Annotated in this window: 14 protein-coding genes and 1 pseudogene; 11 read left to right on the forward strand and 4 right to left on the reverse strand. The window is 45.5% G+C overall.

The window, feature by feature from the left end:
• From tnpC to QUA33_RS05125, 4 genes and pseudogenes are all read left to right on the forward strand, one after another.
• Nucleotides 1-939: IS66 family transposase (gene tnpC / locus QUA33_RS05110; RefSeq protein ID WP_333147013.1), on the forward strand; the 939-nt coding region annotated here is incomplete at its 5' end.
• A 224-nt stretch (nt 940-1,163) separates the two neighbouring features.
• Nucleotides 1,164-1,520 carry a tyrosine-type recombinase/integrase gene (locus QUA33_RS05115; protein WP_333147015.1) on the forward strand — a complete coding sequence of 119 codons (357 nt, stop codon included), beginning with the start codon at nt 1,164-1,166 and terminating at the stop codon, nt 1,518-1,520.
• A pseudogene (locus QUA33_RS05120) lies at nt 1,507-1,695 on the forward strand (transposase); the annotation flags it as partial. The gene QUA33_RS05115 and the pseudogene QUA33_RS05120, both read left to right, overlap by 14 nt.
• Before the next feature lie 37 nt (nt 1,696-1,732).
• Nucleotides 1,733-3,487, forward strand: a complete 1,755-nt coding sequence (locus tag QUA33_RS05125) for an ATP-binding protein (protein WP_333147017.1) — start codon at nt 1,733-1,735, stop codon at nt 3,485-3,487.
• A gap of 675 nt (nt 3,488-4,162) precedes the next feature.
• Here the strand turns inward: QUA33_RS05125 and QUA33_RS05130 are convergent.
• A complete protein-coding gene (locus tag QUA33_RS05130; protein ID WP_333147019.1) occupies nt 4,163-6,514 on the reverse strand; it encodes a PhoX family phosphatase in 2,352 nt (783 codons plus the stop codon).
• Between the two features lie 198 nt (nt 6,515-6,712).
• Complete coding sequence (locus QUA33_RS05135) at nt 6,713-7,180, reverse strand: hypothetical protein (RefSeq protein ID WP_333147020.1); 468 nt, start codon at nt 7,178-7,180, stop codon at nt 6,713-6,715.
• A gap of 260 nt (nt 7,181-7,440) precedes the next feature.
• Between QUA33_RS05135 and folK the strand changes: the two genes are divergently transcribed.
• The 4 genes from folK to QUA33_RS05155 all read left to right on the forward strand — a co-directional run bounded on the left by folK (nt 7,441) and on the right by QUA33_RS05155 (nt 11,022).
• Complete coding sequence (gene folK / locus QUA33_RS05140; protein WP_333147022.1) at nt 7,441-7,929, forward strand: 2-amino-4-hydroxy-6-hydroxymethyldihydropteridine diphosphokinase; 489 nt, start codon at nt 7,441-7,443, stop codon at nt 7,927-7,929.
• A gap of 179 nt (nt 7,930-8,108) precedes the next feature.
• Nucleotides 8,109-8,657 (forward strand): NUDIX hydrolase, encoded by a 549-nt coding sequence (locus QUA33_RS05145; RefSeq protein ID WP_333095344.1) that lies wholly within the window; start codon nt 8,109-8,111, stop codon nt 8,655-8,657.
• A gap of 140 nt (nt 8,658-8,797) precedes the next feature.
• Entirely contained in the window at nt 8,798-10,246 is a 1,449-nt protein-coding gene (locus QUA33_RS05150; RefSeq protein ID WP_333147024.1) for an FAD-binding domain-containing protein, read from the forward strand.
• Nucleotides 10,247-10,374: 128 nt separating this feature from the next.
• Entirely contained in the window at nt 10,375-11,022 is a 648-nt protein-coding gene (locus QUA33_RS05155) for a Uma2 family endonuclease (RefSeq protein WP_333147026.1), read from the forward strand.
• Nucleotides 11,023-11,124: 102 nt separating this feature from the next.
• Here the strand turns inward: QUA33_RS05155 and QUA33_RS05160 are convergent, their stop codons facing one another.
• Complete coding sequence (locus QUA33_RS05160) at nt 11,125-11,574, reverse strand: hypothetical protein (RefSeq protein ID WP_333147028.1); 450 nt, start codon at nt 11,572-11,574, stop codon at nt 11,125-11,127.
• Nucleotides 11,575-11,671: 97 nt separating this feature from the next.
• Here QUA33_RS05160 and QUA33_RS05165 point away from each other — a divergent pair, with 97 nt between their 5' ends.
• The 3 genes from QUA33_RS05165 to QUA33_RS05175 are packed head-to-tail and all read left to right on the forward strand — an operon-like array spanning nt 11,672 to nt 14,524.
• A complete protein-coding gene (locus tag QUA33_RS05165) occupies nt 11,672-11,998 on the forward strand; it encodes a hypothetical protein (RefSeq protein WP_333077325.1) in 327 nt (108 codons plus the stop codon).
• A 15-nt stretch (nt 11,999-12,013) separates the two neighbouring features.
• A complete protein-coding gene (locus QUA33_RS05170) occupies nt 12,014-14,146 on the forward strand; it encodes a pentapeptide repeat-containing protein (protein WP_333147030.1) in 2,133 nt (710 codons plus the stop codon).
• Between the two features lie 57 nt (nt 14,147-14,203).
• Nucleotides 14,204-14,524 (forward strand): DUF2834 domain-containing protein, encoded by a 321-nt coding sequence (locus QUA33_RS05175; RefSeq protein WP_333147032.1) that lies wholly within the window; start codon nt 14,204-14,206, stop codon nt 14,522-14,524.
• A gap of 422 nt (nt 14,525-14,946) precedes the next feature.
• On the opposite strand, the gene QUA33_RS05180 is transcribed toward QUA33_RS05175, so the two are convergent.
• Nucleotides 14,947-16,521: an FAD-dependent oxidoreductase gene (locus QUA33_RS05180; RefSeq protein WP_333147034.1), complete on the reverse strand. Its 1,575-nt coding sequence runs from the start codon at nt 16,519-16,521 to the stop codon at nt 14,947-14,949.
• Between the last annotated feature and the right edge of the window lie 117 nt (nt 16,522-16,638).

Raw genomic sequence — 16,638 nt, forward strand, 5'->3', positions numbered from 1 at the left:
GAGTATCTTGCCCCAGTACCTGCTGGAATGGAACCAGGTTCACCATTTGGCAGTTCAATTCAAAGCTTAGTCACATATCTGCGCTACACTCATGCGATCAGCTACGAACGGCTGTCGGGAATCTTAGCGGAAGTTTTTGGACTCAAGATATCCGAAGGAGCGATCGCCAATCTTTTGAGTACCGTCAAAACCAGTTTAGATGAGCAAGTAAATCAAATACTACAACGTTTGCGACAGGCAAAATTAATTTGCTCGGATGAAACCAGTGCCAGAGTAAACGGACAAAACCAATGGGAGTGGGTGTTTCAGAACCAAGATATTTGCCTGCATGTCATCCGTCCCAGTCGAGGGGCTGGAGTAATTAGTGAAGTTCTCGGGGAACATCGCCCGCAACTGTGGGTATCAGATCTTTTTAGCGCTCAAAAAAATCACCCAGCAGCACAATGGCAGGTGTGTTTAGCCCATCAACTACGGGATTGCCAATATGCGATTGATGCAGGAGACAAGATTTTTGCCCCAGCGATGAAGAGGTTATTATTAAGGGCCTTTGTCATCCATCGACGACGCGACAGGATGGACGAGACAAAGCTGGAGAGATATCGCAGCAATTTACGAGAAAGATTAACCAGAATTTTGAGTTTAGCCCCATATCAGCCGGATGGTGTCCGGTTACGAAAACGCTATGGCGAGTTGATGGATAATTTGTTTTTATTTCTGGAAGATGTGACAATTCCACCCACAAATAATTCGAGCGAACAAGCGATTCGGATGAGCGTGATATTTCGTCGCGTGACTAATTGCTTTCGTTCGGAATGGGGTAGAGATTTATTTGCAGCGGTTCGTTCAGTTGTCAATACTGGTAAAAGGCAGGGCTTAACTGCTTATCAAGCTATTCAAAAAGCCCTCTCTCTTCATGGCTCCCTTTTTTCCCCTAGTTGAGCAATTACCATTATTTTTTGGGATAGGCAAGCGTGTAACAATTCTGCTGCCTATCTTTTTTTACCACAAGTTGGCTCAATCCTTACTAACTATGGGTTTGGGGCGGGTTGTCACCCCCCCAGTTGATCTGGCTCTTGATTTAATTAACCCGAAACATCTCAAGAACTGGTTTACTAATTGCTGCTACTGTACCTCATAACATCCGGAAGTGCTGTAACACTCGCTTGGGACACATCACCAGCGACGCGGCCGGCTTAATCTTGCGACAGGCTTTTAAGCGAGTTGGCATCGAGGGAGCCAGTTCTCACAGCTTCCGCAGGACTGCCCTTACCCAGATGTCGAATGCTCGCATCCCCTTAAGAATCGTGCAGGAAGTGAGCGGACACAGGAATTTAGAGCTGTTGCAAAGGTATCTGGAAGTCAAGCCGGAACAGGTCAGAGGAGCTGTGGCCAGTCTCTCTATGTTGAGTCATGGCAAAATCGAAATATCTCTATTTCCCGATCTAAAGCCAGAGTCGGAAACTTTGGGGGAATTTTTTTCGGTAGCAACGATAGAGTGGGGTACGAGTGGAGGTGATTGAGCGGACATCAAAGGAATTTGAGATTTTGCCTAAGCGCTGGATTGTCGAGCGTACTTTTGGCTGGCTCAATCAGTTTCGACACTTGAGTAAGGACTATGAACTATAAACCCAGACCAGTGAAGCGATGATTTACGGGTCGCTCATCCGTTTGATGACCCGCAGGCTGTCTGCTTAATCTTTTGTTTACAAATTAGCTCTAATATAATAAGAACGTGAAAATCAGGTACTTACCCTATCTAGCAGCCTTTTTAACAGCGACGCTCGTTTTAGCGATCGCCGAGCTATTCATTCGTTTAGAAAACGAACATTTCCAGCAGGAAAACCGCGTTGCTGTACTAGACCAACTTAGCACGGTGAGAGCTAAGCTTGAAGGTTCTTTAAACCAGCGATTATTTGTAATGCAAGGTTTGGTAGCTTATATTTCAGTAAGCAATCCAAATATTAGCCAAGCAGAGTTTGAAAATTTGACTAGAGTTACCTTAGCCAAGCAACCCGGTATTCCTAGCGCTGCATTGTTCAAAAATTCAATTGCAACCCATCTTTATCCTTTAGCAGGTCAAGAAGGTGCTTTAGGATTTGCACCCCTGAAAATACCAGAAGAAAAAAAGCCATTTCAAAGAGCAATTGATACTAGAAACACTGTAGTTTCGGGGCCAGTTAAATTAATCGAACAGGGTAATATGGCTTTGATTACTCGTACCCCAATTTTTCTGACTCCTGTCGGCAAACCTCCTGAAAGCGGTCGCTATTGGGGAATGGTAAGCATTGGTATTGATTGGAATATTTTATTAAAAGAAGCGGGACTATTAGACTCATCTGCCAAGCTTAAATATGCGATTCGGGGGAAAGATGGATTAGGCGCTGCGGGAGAAGTATTTTTTGGAGATGCTAAGGTTTTCCAGCGATCGCCTGTTACTTTAGAAGTAACTTTACCTAATGGCTCATGGCAGTTAGCAGCTATTCCAAAAGATGGCTGGATTGAGAACTCACCTATTTTTAAATGGTTGTGGATAGCTGCTATTTTCAGTGCTATATTAGCTGGAGGTGCAATATTTGTTTTGGTAAGTACGCCAGCAAAACTAAGAGAAAGAGCTTTACAGTTAGAATCTCTTTTGGAGGAACTACGACGTACTCAAACAATGATGATTCAAGCTGAAAAAATGTCGAGTTTAGGTCAGATGGTAGCAGGTGTCGCGCATGAAATTAATAATCCAGTAAACTTTATCCACGGTAATATTAGTTATTCCAGCGAGTATGTAGCTGATTTAATTCGTTTGTTGGATTTGTATCAAAAATACTATCCCGAACCAGCCAAAGAAATTAAAAGAGAAGCTGATAATATAGACTTAGAATTTTTAGTTAAAGACTTACCAAAAACTATCAATTCGATGAAAGTTGGAACCGAACGCATCCAGCAGATCGTCCTGTCATTACGTAATTTTTCGCGTTTAGATGAGTCAGATCGCAAAAAAGTAAATCTCCATGAAGGCATTGATAGTACGCTATTAATTTTGCAAAATCGCTTAAAAGCTAACTCGCATCACTCGGAAATTAAAATTGTGAAAGAATATGGAGATTTACCAGCGATCGAGTGTTATGCAGGACAATTAAACCAGGCTTTTATGAATTTAATTAACAACGCGATCGATACTTTGGAAGAGAAGCTGTCGTTGCCGAATTCTAAGGATATATATTTTATTCCGACGATTCAGATTGCTACTAAAATTGAGGGCAAAATGGCCGAAATTCGGATTTCAGATAATGGATCTGGAATGAAAGAAGAAGTCCAACGGAAAATATTCGATCCATTTTATACTACTAAACAAGTAGGCAAAGGTACGGGAATCGGCTTATCAATAACTTACCAAATTATAGTAGAGAGACACGGCGGAAAAATCGAATGCGTTTCCGAACCAGGAAAGGGAACGGAATTCGCGATCGCTATTCCTTTAACTAACAAAAATTAGTTGCCAAAATTAGGGTTGGCAATACTTACGATCTTAGATAAAACCGTTTTTAGACGTAGCGGAATCCTACTTAAAATCTGTGAAGCTCAGACAAGACTTATAATAGAATAATGTTCCGAATACCACATATTGATGTTGCTGAATTCAGGTATGAATCAGGTGGGAACAGGGACATCCAAGAACTTGAGATAATGAATTACAGCACTTCCGGATGTTTCGGCGCGATAGACCAGGGCAATGAGTTCTCTCCGAGTATGGTTTGGGCGATTCCTTGCAACTTGAATCTGTGAATCTAGAAATTGCGATCGCCGACTTATATCGCCAAGTACAATTTTCTTAAAAATTTCGCGCTCAAGGGATTTGATATTAATTTTCCTAGGGCTTTTTAAAATTATTTGAACGAACGGCGAAGACGAGAAGAGCGCGAATAAAGAACAGTATCTTCTTCCTTCTCTTTCTTCGCGTCCGCGTGCCTCGCGGTTCATTCAATCTTACTCCAGATTCGTAAAAACTAGGTTTCTGGGCCCGGATGCGTAAGTCCTATTTAAACTTAGATGTTGCACCATTCTCAATAAGCTTTTTAGGAACAGGCTTTCCGGCTTGTTCCACAAGAAAATTCACTCTTTGTGCAACAGGCATCTTGCCTGTTCTTGAGAATGGTGCAAGATGTGAGATTTAAACAAACTCACCCGTTGGAGTCGATCGCACGCGGCGAATCCCAATCACCGACGGCATCGGCGAACGGCGCCGATCGTTCTCAATATTACTCGGCCACAAACTGCCGCGAGACACACTGCGAGTCTGATTGAAAACAGCACCGTTCAAATCCAACATTTCAATTTGCCGACTCAGTACAGTACCATCATCGATCGGGCAATCTTCCCCCGGATGCTGCACCGAAAGCAATAGCGTATCTCCCACAAAAGTCGGCCCCGTCATTTCGCACCGATTCGGGCCGTAAGCAAACGGAATTACTGTTCCTGCATTAGGCCCAGAAGTCGGGATATAAAACAGCCAATTGTTGCCGAAAACTCCAGTAAAATCTGACACATTTCCAGTCTTGTTGTGGTCGATCGCCGTTGGCTTTCCAGCCGCACCGACATCAAAACCGTTATGGGTGCTAGTAGACATATCAGTGACGGCCCAAATGTTACCTTGAGTGTCAAAAGCCAAATTGTCTGCACTAGCAAATCCCGCCCCAGCTACCGAACCCGCTTCTCCACCTTGAGCCAAACGCTGCCAGCGGAACGTCAAACCTGCCCCATCGGGACTGTCTTCAATTATTTTGTAAAGTCCTCCCGACTGCTGAGTGCTATTGAGTCCGGCAGTGTATTTAGCAACAGTAAAAATGCGAGAATCCGGATAACCGTCGCTTCCCGGTGCGCCGTCAGTATAAGCAATAAAAACTTCCTTAGTAGTAGGATTGATTTCCAAATCTTCCGGTCGCGCCGTCGGAGTGCCACCTATTAAATTAGCAGCTAAGAAAGCATCAACTAAAACCGCACCTTGGCTGCTGTAAAAATTAGCAAGAGTTTTATTGCTATAGCCAGGAAGTGCTATTTCTTCATTGGTTGTATCTACTACAAAAGAACCGCCGTCTTCGGTTTGACCAGCAATTCCGGCGCGTTTTGGCAAGCGAGTATTTGCATCTCTTTGAGCTTTGCCAAAACTTGCTAATTCCGCTTCGCCAACTTTAGAAGGACGCACCGGATTCGTCTGGGCATTAAATGTCAGTGGCAGCCATCTTCCAGTACCGTTGCGGTTGTATTGGGCAACGTACAAAACGCCGTCTTCAAACAAGCGGCTGTTGTTTTTATCTGCAGGATTGGTGACAGTACCGTTGCTGACAAATTTCCAGGTGTGTCCGCCGCGCCGATCGTCCCCCATGTACACTACTAATCTGCGGCCTGCTTCGGCGCGAATCGCGACGTTTTCGTGGCGGAAGCGGCCTAAAGCCGTGTGTTTGCGGGGGCGGAAACTCGGATCTTGAGGATCGACTTCTACCATCCAGCCGTATTTTTCGCCGACTAAGCCGAATTCCTCGCCCGTAGTGCCCTTGGCGTAGCCCGTTTGGCCGCCGTTGGGTTTGACGTTTTCCTGAACTCCCACGAAGAATAGTTCGCTACCTTGGAAGTTTTCTTCGGCGGAGAGGATTGTGCCCCAAGGGGTTGTGCCACCGGAACAGTTGTAGGCTGTACCGATGATGCGGTTGCCGAGTCCGTCGCTGTTGACTTCCGCGAAGACTTGGGTGGCTGCAGGGCCCGTACCCGTGAGGTACTCGTTATCCCCTTGTCTGCTTCCCCAAGAGGTGACATCTTTGTATTTGTCGGCACGCTGGCTGTTGATTGCGAGGCCGGAAAGTCCGTGAATGCGTCGGTTGAGTGGATCGCGGGCGATCGCCCCAAAGCGTCCGTTGGCTTGTTTGGTGATGCGGACGATCGAACCGCCGAGATTGTACAGAAATTCGCCGAAGCTATCGCGATTTTTTACGGATAAGTCTTTACCGAGTACGGCGCGATCCGTTGCTGGAAATGATGCCACATCTGCAGGCGCTTCCGGTGCCACTTTCGACATCGGGAAGGATACGTACTCGTGGTTAACCCAGAGATAGCCGTCGTCATTGCTGCCGCGAAGGGGTAGGAAGGCGGTGTAGTCGCAGTTGTAGCCGAAATAGTCGGTTGGATTGGGAAAAACTCCATCGCCCCAGCGGAGAATCACGTAACGTTCGTATTCCGGCGGCACAACCACATCGTCAACAACGCTGTAACTCGTTAATTTAGTATTCTGCGAGGCCGCCATCACGGTTCCCTGTCCGTTTAAGCCCGTCGGCATAAAGCTGGGCAGTTCTCGATAAATCGGCAGCGGGTGGGGAAGTCTTAACGGAGTGAAAGATAGCGGCCCCATAACAGATTCCGCCGAGGTGGAATTGATGCCGAAGAGTGTTTGAGTTAGTTGAGGGGCAAGCACAGTGGTAGCTGCACTGCTGCCGAAGAAAATTAACAGTTGTCGGCGAGTTATTTTAGACATAAATTCCTTTTCAAACCAACATCCTCAGATGATTCCGTATGAAACTCTATCACTGTTCAATTAAGAGGAGTTAACCTGAAGGTTAATTAACAGTACCTTGTATTTGGGTTAATAACAAGTTAAATATCTTTGTTACTGGTTATTTGTTATTGGATGTTTGTGACAAATACCCTCTACCCGTGTCCAATTATTAATATCTCAATCATCTCGAAAACCCGGATCGTTTTGTCTGGATGTCGCTCGACTGGCTGCAGGTACATCGATCGCTTGCGAAGACCCAGAATTTGCGGGCAAAGTATTGCCGTCTCTGAATCCCAGCAGCAATTGAGCATCGGCAAAATATCTAGTCCACTGTTCGATTCTCGCATCTTTCTGCCAGTCGTGGCGGGATACTCTCGATCGCAAAACAGGAACTCTTTGTCGGCTGCGATCGGCTGTAATGATGACTGTAACTTCTGTTAATGCCGGATTTTCTTGAAACTCCCGGGCGATCGACTCTTTCGCTAAATCTTCCGCCTGCTGCACTAAACTTGCAAAAGATTGACTGCCGTCCGAATCTAGGGTAAAATGGCTTTCCTTAGTTTCTGCTAAAGATACTGATATATTTGCGGTAAAAATGACCGTTGCCAAAATCCAGGCTGAAAATAAGTGTCGGTGCAAACTCATTTTTTTTACAACTAAATGCTGACACTTGTAAATCATAATCAATAAAAATTAACACCTTATTAAGTTGTGATTAAAATAATATTTTGTATAATCGGATTTTGCCGACAATAGGGCTGGTAGGCTAGATAACTAAATCTTTCTTTATTCTTGCTTTTTCCCTCTCCCCTCTTCCTTCTTCTCTCTTCCTTCTTCTCTCTTCCATCGGACTGACATCCGTTACATCTTGTACAGTGCTCGTTGCCGAACCTTCTTCCTTTTTTATGAAATCAACCAAATGTGCGATCGCCCTCGGTAGCAACTTAGGCGACTCCCTCGCCACACTCTCTAGGGCGATCGCAACCCTCAACAACACCCCAGGAATAGCCGTAAAATCTCATTCAAGCTGGTATCAAACCGCCCCCGTTGGGCCGCCGCAACCCGATTACATCAACGCCTGCGCCATCCTAGAAGTGGCACTAGAACCCGAACACTTGCTAGCAAAATTATTAGAAATCGAGATAAAATTTAATCGGATTCGCCGAGAAAAATGGGGGCCAAGAACCCTCGACCTAGATTTGCTACTGTATGACGATTTAATCTTAGAAACTCCGACACTGACTTTACCTCATCCCCGGATGACCGAAAGAGCTTTTGTATTAGTACCTTTAGCAGAAATTGCCCCGGATTGGGTGCATCCGGTGACGCACAGTGCGATCGTCCAACTCCTGCAAACAGCAGACTGTTCCGGAGTGCAAAAATTGCCCTTGTAAAAATTGAGCAAAATTCGCGGATCGTACCAGTAAAAAAAAATGCAACCGTAGGTAAGCTCCAAACAGCGATCGTTATCAGTCATTCCCCATCTAAAATCTACAATCTAAAATCTAAAATCCTATGAGATCGCCTATGATGTCTTAAATCGCTGCCATCAAACATTATTCGCTTGTCGCTTATGTCGATCGGTCAAGAACTACCCCAACTCCTCAAACAACGCCTATTTTACCAAGGGCGCAAATTTAACTTTGACGTAGCCACCCTCCGTCTTCCCAACGGTTCCGAAGGCGAGTGGGAATGTATTCGTCACCCCGGCGGAGCACTTGCAGTTCCCGTCACCCCCGAAGGTAAACTCGTCTTGGTACGCCAATATCGCTTTGCCACAAAAGGGCGAATTTTAGAATTTCCCGCCGGGACAGTTGAAATCAATGAAAGCCCCGCCGAAACTATCAAACGCGAAATCGAAGAAGAAACCGGATATCGCGCCGGAAAATGGCGGAAATTAGGGCAATTTTTTCTCGCCCCCGGTTATTCCGACGAAATCATTTATGCTTTTTTAGCCCAAGATTTGGAAAAACTGGAAAAGCCGCCCGCACAAGACGATGATGAAGACATTGAAACAGTTTTATTCACCCCGGAAGAATTAGAAAAAGCTATCTTAGCTGGGGAACCCATTGATGCAAAATCAATTTCTAGCTTTTTCTTGGCACGTCCCTTTTTGATGTAAATAGGACTGACTAAAAAACCCGGTTTCTTATAAGAATCGTGCATCAAACCGATAAATCTTAACTTAGAAACCGGGTTTTTGACCCCGCCTGTGTCCAGGACTGTAAAATCTAAAATCTAAAATCTAAAATCTAAAATCGAATGTCCGATCTAATTTTATTTTGGCACCGCCGCGACTTGCGTATTTCTGACAACATCGGACTGGCAGCAGCGCGCCAGCAAAGCCCGAAAGTAGTCGGGATTTTTTGTCTCGACCGCAATATCCTAAATCGCGATGACGTAGCGCCAGCCAGAGTCACGTACATGATCGGCTGCTTGCAAAAACTCTCCTCGCGTTACAGGGAAGCAGGCAGCCAATTACTGATAATTCAAGATGACCCGATTATAGGAATACCCAGATTAGCAACAGCTATAAATGCTCAAGCAGTATTTTGGAACTGGGATGTAGAACCTTACGCAAAACAGCGCGATCGGGCCGTATCAAACGCCCTCCAACAAGCCGGAATTCAAGTTCAAAATTTCTGGGATCAAGTCCTGCACGCCCCAGACGAAATTCGCAGCGGTACAGGGACTCCCTACACAGTTTATACACCATTTTGGAAAAAATGGAACAGTAAATCCAAAGCCCAACCAGTAGAGACACTGCCGATAACTTATCTGGAATTAATGACCGGATTAACCGCCGAAGAACAAGCAATTGCCAACCAAGCAGGTGCAATGGAAACAGTGCCAACAGCCTCTAGCTTGGGATTTATTTGGGAAAACCCATTAGTAATAGAACCCGGAGAAGATGCAGCGCAACAAAAATTAGAAGAATTTTGCGATCGGGCAATTTACCAATATCAAGAACAGCGCAATTTCCCCGCAACTAACGGCACATCCCAACTCAGCGCCGCCCTCAAATTTGGTGCAATTGGCATCCGCACTGTTTGGCAAGCTACCCAGATAGTAATGGAAACTTGCCGCAGTGAAGAAGCGTGCACAAGCATCAGGACTTGGCAACAGGAAATAGCGTGGCGGGAATTTTACCAACACGCCATGTATAACTTCCCAGAATTAGCAGACGGCCCCTACCGTCAAGCATTCAAAGACTTTCCGTGGGAGAACGATGAAAAGCTTTTTCAAGCTTGGTGTCGGGGCAAAACTGGCTATCCTATTATTGACGCGGCAATGCGGCAGTTAAATCAGACAGGTTGGATGCACAATCGCTGCCGCATGATAGTCGCCAGTTTCCTCACCAAAGATTTAATTATTAACTGGCAGTGGGGCGAAAAATACTTCATGCAAAAATTGATAGATGGCGACCTTTCTGCTAACAACGGCGGCTGGCAGTGGAGTGCATCGAGCGGTATGGACCCGAAACCTTTGCGAATATTCAATCCCGCCAGTCAAGCTCAAAAATTTGACCCAGAAGGGGAATATATTCGGCACTGGGTTCCCGAATTACGCCGCATTGATACGAAACTTTTGCTAACAGGAAATATTTCGCCTTTAGAACGCCGACTTCTTCATTATCCGTCTCCAATCGTAGATCACAACGAGCAGCAGCGCAAGTTTAAGGAACTTTATAAACAGCAGAAAATAGTTTAATAGTTATTTGTTATTGGTTAGTTGTTATTTGTTGGTTGTTATTTTTTGTTTCTAATTACCAATAATTACAAATTACCAATTATCAGTACGGACTGCTTATAATAAGCTTAAATAAATCGGAGGTTGAAATGGTAACGCTGCAATTAAGACAAATCATTGTACCACCTGGACATAGAGTGCTGTTAGATGATGTCAACGGGCAGGAATTTGAAGCAATTTTAGAAGAGTTGGGAGAACACCGTGGCTCTAGAATAGCTTACAGTCAAGGAACTTTGGAGATTAGGATGCCACTACCAGAACATGAGAAAGCTAAAATCATTATTGGTTATTTAGTAAAAATTTTGTTTGAGGAACTAGAAATCGACTTTGAACCATTTGGTTCGACGAATTTCAAGCGAAAAAGTATGTTACAAGGAATTGAACCTGATGAATGTTTTTACATTCAGAATTATGCTCTAATGATTGGTAAAAAGCGGATTGACTTAACTGTCGATCCGCCGCCTGACTTAGCAATTGAAGTCGATCTAACTTCCAAAACTCAACTCGATGCTTGCGAAGCTTTGGGAGTACCTGAAATCTGGCGATATCAAAATAAAAAGCTTCTGATTAATGTGCTTCAAGATGGGAAATATGTTGAAGCGGAAATTAGTCCGACTTTTCCCAATCTGCCAATTATTGAAGCTATTTCTCAATATTGCGAACAAAGCCAAACAGTGGGCACGAGTCAAACTCTCAGATTGTTTCGCAAGTGGGTTAAAGACCAAATACAAAATTGATAGGAAATCCCTATTTCCCGCACTGGCGGTCAGAATTCCAGCTTATTTACGATCGCAAAAAAGCCATTTTCTCACAGCCAGCCTCCTAATTCCGTTGTATTTTTAATTGCGCTTTTGGGAAATAGAGAGAGAGTAAGGGTGTTGACCTTGAGATCGATCGCCCACAAAAATAACATAAGTCCCCTTGTCCCCATAACCGGAAAATTCTACATTGCCCGCAGCAGCATTCGCCGGCAGCACGCAGAAACGCCCCCTCGGCCCCTGAATCATCAAACTCGGAGCTCCAGCGGTTTGTACTGCAATCCGCCAGTAAGGCAAATCCTGCGTTACTTCGATGACGTGGTTCGGTCCTTGGGAGACAAAACCGCAGTCGCCACTATTGTTCGGGCCGCCGGAAACTCCAGAAACTCGCAGCGGTTCGGGAAATCCCGGAGCAATTTGTAGCGGTTGGCTCCGAAGGGCACCGGCATCCGCTAAAATCATTGCCAAGGCTAGGGTCACAATCGGGCTAAACCACAGTTGGCCGCGATCGCCCGGATAATTGATCTTCATATTTCCTCACACAATGACATTTGGTTCTAGTTCTTTGACGGTAGGGGATAATGGCGGTTCCAAACACATTAATCTAAAATAACTTCCGAATTTTTTTATGAATCCTCAAAATAACTTCAATTGGCAGCAAGCGTTCGGAGAACTAAAAGCTAAAGTAGAACGATCGCCACTGATCACACAAAATTCAGACAGCTATCAAGCCGTCGGAACCTTCTACAATCAATTACTAGACAAGTTTCAAAGACTCCCCAAACCCGGGCAGGTGGCAGCCTTTGCCGTCGGAGCGATAATTGTCCTGACAGTCTTCAATAGCGTCGTACAGCTAATTTCAGCGCTGATGACTCTTGCCGTTCTCGGAGTGCTAATCTACATAGCGTATAAATTGGCAATTTCCCCCCAGTCCTCAAATACTAACGACAAATAATAGGAATTTCTAAATATGGCTAACCCCACCGCGCCCAGCGGCATCAATCAACCCGATCCGTCTTGGCAAACACAATCCAAGCAAATGCCACTACTGGTTCGCCGGTGTGGCGCTTGGGCAGTGGAAATTTCGTTAATAGCGGCCAGCGCCCTCGTTCCCTTCAGTATCGGGGCATTGGTCAACCAGGAATCTCAAACCGTACCGCTCAATTCCTCAGTAGCAGCAGCATCCGAAACCGTCGCCCGTACCTTGGGCATACCCGTGCGCGATCGCAGCCCCAGAGTCGCACCCCTAACTAATCTATTCTGGTCAGGGGCGCTGCTGGCACCTGCAGTTTTAGCGGGGTGGCAACTGTTTTTGCTCGCCAGAACCGGTCAAACTATGCCCAAACGCTGGTTCGGGGTCAAAGTTGTCACAGCGTCGGGTACTCCTCCGGGTTTTGGGCCAGTGCTAATTCGCGAAACTTTAGGGCGCTGGGGAGTGCCTCTGGGCGTCGCTTACGGCATTTGGCGCTTGAGCGGTGCGTTTCCAGATTTGCTGATTTTAGGGGGGCTGAGCGGCTTGGCAGTGCTCGCAGACGGCGCTTTGGCATTGCGCTACAAACGCCAATCCGGACACGATCGCCTCGCGAATACTTTGGTGGTCAACGCTCGATCGAATCAAATGTCTGCCGATCCTGTCAAGACTCAAGATTGGACTGAGGAAGACGCGCAGATTGCGGCTTTGGTTGTGACTCCGCAAAGCGGCCTGAAAGCAAATGCCAGTTTGTGGAATTGGATGCGCCAACACCCAGGCACAACTTTAGTGATAGTTACCGTCGGCAGCGCCGGATTGATTTTAACTTTGTTTGTCGGCACTCTCATCTACACTCAAAGTCAAGCAAATATGCGGGATTCCCGGCAGCGGAACGACGAATTATTTGTGGCTTTAGTCAGCAAATTGTCTCCCGCATCGGCTAGCGGGGCATCGGGCAGGCGATCGGCTATTTTGGCTTTGGGGGCGGTGGAAGACTCCCGCGCCGTACCGCTGCTAGCCGATTTGCTCGCTCAAGAAGACAACCGCGCCATGCTGGACGCGATCCAGCAAGCTTTAGTCAGTAGCGGGCCGAAAGCTTTGCCTGAGTTGCAGCGGTTGAATCAGGCCCTCAGCAACGACCTCGATTCCCTGCGGTTTGGCGGCAAGGCCCCCGAACGCGAGTTAGCGGCCGCCCGCCAGCGAACAGTACAAAGGGCGATCGGCAAAATTCTCACAGTGTATAGCAGCCAACTCAACGGCGCGGATCTGAGCCGCACGGATTTAGCTCAAAGTCCTGCCGGCCCGTCTCAGTTTACTTTAGTTTTAAACAAAGTTGACTTGTCGGGAATTAAACTGAAAAATGCCAATTTAACCAATGCCAGCTTGCAGGGAGCTCGCTTTTACGGCACCGGCGAAGACAGGCGTCCGGGTACATTTGACGATTGGATTTCTGACTTAAGCGGCGCTAATTTGGAAGGAGTAAATTTGGTCGGGGCGTCTTTGAACAGTGCTGTAATGAACCGGACTACTTTTGTGCGCGCTGTCATGAACAAAGCTAATTTGTCAAACGGCAATTTGAATGCAGCTAATTTCAGCAGTGCTATTTTAATTGGAGCCAATTTACAGGAAGCACTGTTAAAAAATGCAAGTTTTACCGGGGCAGATATAGGAAGCGCGAATTTGTCGGGAGCGGATTTATCGGGTGCGCGTTTGGGCAAAGTGAAGGCTCAAGGCGCTCAGTTGTCCTTGACAAATCTGTCTAAATCGGAATGGCAAGGTGCTGATTTGTCCGGTGCTGATTTGACTGGCGCAAACTTACAAAAGGCAGATTTGACTTCTACTAAACTCGCTAACGTGAATTTCAAAGATGCTCGGTTGCAAGATGCGAATTTTCGGAATGCGGAGGTGAGTTCGGTTGATTTTAGGGGCGCGAATTTAGCGGGAGCGAATTTTAAAGGCGCTGTGTTTCAGGGTAAAACAGCTTCGGATCAATTTATTCAAAATCAGACTGGTAGTAAATCTGGTCGATTCCAAGGAGTTGATTTTGCTGAGGCTAAGAATTTAGATAAAAGTCAAATTGCTTACATTTGTTTGCAGGGGGGGATTCATCCGAAGTGCCCGCAGAAGAAGTAGGGATTGGTTGTTAGCGAGTAGGCTAATACAGTTGAGCAACGAACAGGTAGGGTAATTATGAGCGTTAAGCGAATCATTTATCTCCTCCTAGCAATTCTGGGGCTTGTGCTGCCTTGGTACTATAACTTGCAGTTTTTTAGCCATGCTGGCTTGCTCGACTTTGTAAACGAGAGTTCGGCTAATCTTGCTGCGAAATCTGTAAGTTTAGATTTGTTTATCGCAACTGTAGCAGGAAGCACTTGGATGTACGCTGAGTCAAAACGATTGGATATAAGTTTTGTAGGGCTGTACGTACTTCTGGGTGTGCTTGTTTCGTTTTCATGTGCTTTCCCGCTTTTCTTGTTTGTGCGCGAAACCAAGCTGGAAACATCAAGTTAAGTCTCAAGTTGAATAGTTGTTTAACCGGTTAGTGCCGCGCAGCACAATAATTCGGTGCAGGCGATCGAGGTATTATATAATTTCCGGTAAAATCACCGTTATAGGTTTGTAGTGACGACGGAAGTGCTCAGAATTTTATGAGGATTAAAGTCCTCACTACAAACCAACGTGATGGTTGTCGTTCGAGGTAGCATAATACTAATAGCAATTTCACTCATTTTTTGCTAAAAACTTGTGGCTTGATTTTCTTTCCACCTGCCCAATTTACTACTGCATTGTTTATTGAAATTGCTATTATATCGTTTCCGGTTGTATCGGTATTTTTCAAAGGTTCAAACAGTCCGCTGTCGCGAAACCATAATTTTAGTCAACAGTCAACAGTCAACAGTCAACAATCATGAGGACTGCAACCGGAATTTATATTACGCAATAGCATCCGAACTGGCAAGAGTCTCGAATTGCGCCAATAACATTGCCTCACCATTATTTGGAGTTCCAAAAATTTTAGGTAACTGACCTGTTTGGGCGAGAACTTGTCTCACTTCTCGGTTAGATACATCGGCTAGATTTTTGTTATTTAGAATGGCATTAACCGCAGCGATACCCACACCTTGACCAACTGCAGCGTTGAATTCCACAATTCTGCCGACAGAACAAGCAAACCCTTCAAATCCAGAACAGGGACTGACCACTGCCAGGTTAGGAACGTTTTTAATTAATGCGTGGCGGATGCCAATATTAAAGATAGGGTGTTTAAAACTCAGAGTTTTAAACCATCCTAGACCTTTGGCTTTATCGCGAATACCCCGGATGCCTCCCCGTACATCAAAATGATAGCTAAATGTTGCCAGTGCCTCATTAGCAGGTACGCCACCTAAGAGCATTTGGGCGCCAGTTAAAGGTTCTACAACTCCCGTCACATTGCCGACGTGTCTGATATAAAGTTCTGAGGCATAAGTAACAGAAGTAGCGCCCAAACTCCTCAGCCAAGTTGTAACAAATAACATCTCTCTTTGCATATTAGCTGTGGGCTTGCTCCCGCTTCTAGCTAAGGCTTCGGCTTCGCTGGCGGTGACGGCAAATAAAAGTGCATTCCACGAAAGTCTATCATTTGGAAGTATGGCTATATTTCCCTCATCTAAAATTGTGCCGCTTTCAGAAAAAGATAGTTTTATTCCTCTAAAGGAGTGGTAAGCTACAGACAGAGCCGGCGAGCGTACATCGATGTAGTCGTTACCCGCCCACAGAGTTTTGAGATTTCCTTGGGTGTCGATCATTTCCCGCCGGAGTTCTTCTGCTAGTTTGGCATCCTTGTCGGCTGCGTAAAGCAAAAATTTTTGACTCTCTGCATCGGCCCGGTTTGTGAAGCGTTTTAGATAAATATAATCGAATTCTTTCAGTGCTCTTGCACTGAGTCCTTGGGTTTCAAAAACGAGGGTGACTGGAAGTTCTGAGTTAGGCAGACCCAATGTTTCAAATCCCTTCAGCTTTCTTACACCGGCCGCTTGAGCTAATTCGGCATTGACAGTGGCATCAATAAATTGCTTGCCGGCATAAACTACGCCTTGAGAGGTGGTTATACTGGCAATTTTTTGACCTTCTTTAGTAACTAATTTAATTTCTACTTTGCTGAGGAGATCTGCCCCAGCTTGTACCAGCATTTCTTTCAGCGCTGCACTGGCTTTGCGGGGGTCCAGTGCAATTGCCTTAACACCGGATTTTTGTAAAAATTCTTTATAGATTGTCGCAGGTGAACCAAAGGTATCTAACTTTAAAGATTGTTGAAGTTCTTCACTAATCTGACTTCTATCTAAATAAGCAAGACCGCCTCTTACCAAATGTCCGCCAATTCCTTCTTGCAAACTTGCTTTCGACATCAGTAGAATTCGCGGATAACGCTTTGTTCGGCGCAGATATTCTCTGGAGGCAGAGATAACAGCTAGAACTCCTGGAACTTCATCACCAAAACAGATGATATCGTAAGAACGCAGATCCATGACCATTATTTAATAACCTCTGTTGATTTTAATTTTTTGGAGCTGCATCTCAATGTTTGCCGTCAAACTCTCTGTTTTTCCAAACTCTAGCTCGCTCTTTCCTGATTTTTGCGATAA

This window comes from Microcoleus sp. Pol14D4, assembly GCF_036701245.1.
Lineage (GTDB): Bacteria > Cyanobacteriota > Cyanobacteriia > Cyanobacteriales > Microcoleaceae > Microcoleus.

Excerpts from the sequence above, each read along its gene's own strand:
- QUA33_RS05130 (WP_333147019.1), bottom strand. The coding sequence starts at position 6,514 with ATGTCTAAAATAACTCGCCGACAACTGTTAATTTTCTTCGGCAGCAGT.
- QUA33_RS05135 (WP_333147020.1), bottom strand. The coding sequence starts at position 7,180 with ATGAGTTTGCACCGACACTTATTTTCAGCCTGGATTTTGGCAACGGTC.
- folK (WP_333147022.1), top strand. The coding sequence starts at position 7,441 with ATGAAATCAACCAAATGTGCGATCGCCCTCGGTAGCAACTTAGGCGAC.
- QUA33_RS05145 (WP_333095344.1), top strand. The coding sequence starts at position 8,109 with ATGTCGATCGGTCAAGAACTACCCCAACTCCTCAAACAACGCCTATTT.
- QUA33_RS05150 (WP_333147024.1), top strand. The coding sequence starts at position 8,798 with ATGTCCGATCTAATTTTATTTTGGCACCGCCGCGACTTGCGTATTTCT.
- QUA33_RS05155 (WP_333147026.1), top strand. The coding sequence starts at position 10,375 with ATGGTAACGCTGCAATTAAGACAAATCATTGTACCACCTGGACATAGA.
- QUA33_RS05160 (WP_333147028.1), bottom strand. The coding sequence starts at position 11,574 with ATGAAGATCAATTATCCGGGCGATCGCGGCCAACTGTGGTTTAGCCCG.
- QUA33_RS05165 (WP_333077325.1), top strand. The coding sequence starts at position 11,672 with ATGAATCCTCAAAATAACTTCAATTGGCAGCAAGCGTTCGGAGAACTA.
- QUA33_RS05170 (WP_333147030.1), top strand. The coding sequence starts at position 12,014 with ATGGCTAACCCCACCGCGCCCAGCGGCATCAATCAACCCGATCCGTCT.
- QUA33_RS05175 (WP_333147032.1), top strand. The coding sequence starts at position 14,204 with ATGAGCGTTAAGCGAATCATTTATCTCCTCCTAGCAATTCTGGGGCTT.
- QUA33_RS05180 (WP_333147034.1), bottom strand. The coding sequence starts at position 16,521 with ATGGATCTGCGTTCTTACGATATCATCTGTTTTGGTGATGAAGTTCCA.